This window comes from Polynucleobacter sp. 35-46-11, from assembly GCF_002281105.1.
Window position 1 is genome coordinate 1 of the sequence record NZ_NCFJ01000608.1, and the last position, 1399, is coordinate 1399.

Annotated in this window: 2 protein-coding genes; both read right to left on the bottom strand. The window is 42.9% G+C overall.

What is annotated here, in order from left to right; all coding sequences use genetic code 11:
* A partial coding sequence (rpe, locus tag B7Y67_RS18095) for a ribulose-phosphate 3-epimerase (protein ID WP_293599822.1) occupies positions 1-634 on the bottom strand: 634 nt, incomplete at its 3' end.
* A gap of 27 nt (positions 635-661) precedes the next feature.
* Positions 662-1399, bottom strand: a 738-nt coding sequence (locus B7Y67_RS18100) for an erythrose-4-phosphate dehydrogenase (RefSeq protein ID WP_293599823.1), incomplete at its 5' end; no start/stop codon positions are given.

Consider the following 1399-nt stretch of genomic DNA (forward strand, 5'->3'; position numbering starts at 1 on the left):
AAATTGCAGAGCCTGCCACAAAAGTATCCGCTCCAGCTTGCGCAATCTGTGCAATATTGCTTACGTTTACACCACCATCTACCTCAAGCCGAATTTTTTTGCCGCCATTGGCTTCATGGGCATTCAAAATCTTTCTAACTGATCTCAACTTATCTAGGGTTGATGGAATAAATGATTGGCCCCCAAAGCCAGGATTAACAGACATTAACAAAATCAAATCAACTTTATCAAGAATGTAATCCAAGCAACTTAAAGGAGTTGCGGGATTTAAGGTAATACCAGCCTGACAACCACTATCCCTGATAAGACCTAAGGTACGATCAATATGGGCGCTAGCCTCAGGATGAAAGCTAATTAAATTTGCACCCGCTTTAGCAAAGTCTGGAATGATACGATCAACGGGCTGAACCATGAGATGAACATCTATACATGCTGGCTGGCCATCTTTGACAGCATAAGATCGTATCGCTTCGCATACCAAAGGTCCAATGGTCAAGTTTGGTACGTAATGATTATCCATTACATCAAAATGAATCCAGTCCGCACCAGCAGCCAACACGCTACTGACCTCTTCTCCCAGTCGCGCAAAGTCTGCCGATAAAATTGATGGAGCAATGATGTATTGATTATTCATATAATTTCCGAGATATTCACTAATCCACTAAACAGCCATCAAAGCCTGTGTGGCACGAAGCATTTGACAGCTATAACCCCATTCATTGTCATACCAAGAAAGCACTTTTACCAACTTGCCATCCTTAGAGACACGAGTTTGAGTGCTATCAAAAATACTGGGCAAAGGATTATGGTTAAAGTCTACAGAAACCAAAGGTAAAGTGTTGTAAGCCAACACCCCCTTTAGAGCTCCCTCGCTGGCTTTCTTTAGAATTTCATTTACCTCATCTACGCTAGTTTTGCGGGATGGCACAAAAGTTAAATCAACCACTGAGACATTAATAACGGGGACTCGCATTGCGAAGCCATCGAACTTACCCTGCAATTCTGGTAGTACCAAACCTACGGCTTTGGCAGCACCCGTTTTGGTGGGAATCATACTCATCGTTGCAGATCGAGCTCGGCGCATATCTTTGTGATATACATCGGTTAATACTTGGTCATTGGTATAAGCATGGATGGTAGTCATGAGGCCAGATTCAATGCCAATGCTATCTAACAGGGGCTTAACAATTGGAGCTAGGCAATTAGTTGTGCAACTAGCATTAGAGACAACTATATCGGTAGGCTTTAATGATTGATGGTTGACGCCGTAAACAATTGTGGCATCTACATCATTTTCTCCCGGGGCGGAAATCAATACTTTTTTTGCGCCTTGCTGGATATGCACCATAGCCTTTTCTTTTGAAGTGAAGACGCCAGAACACTCAAGAACCACATCCAC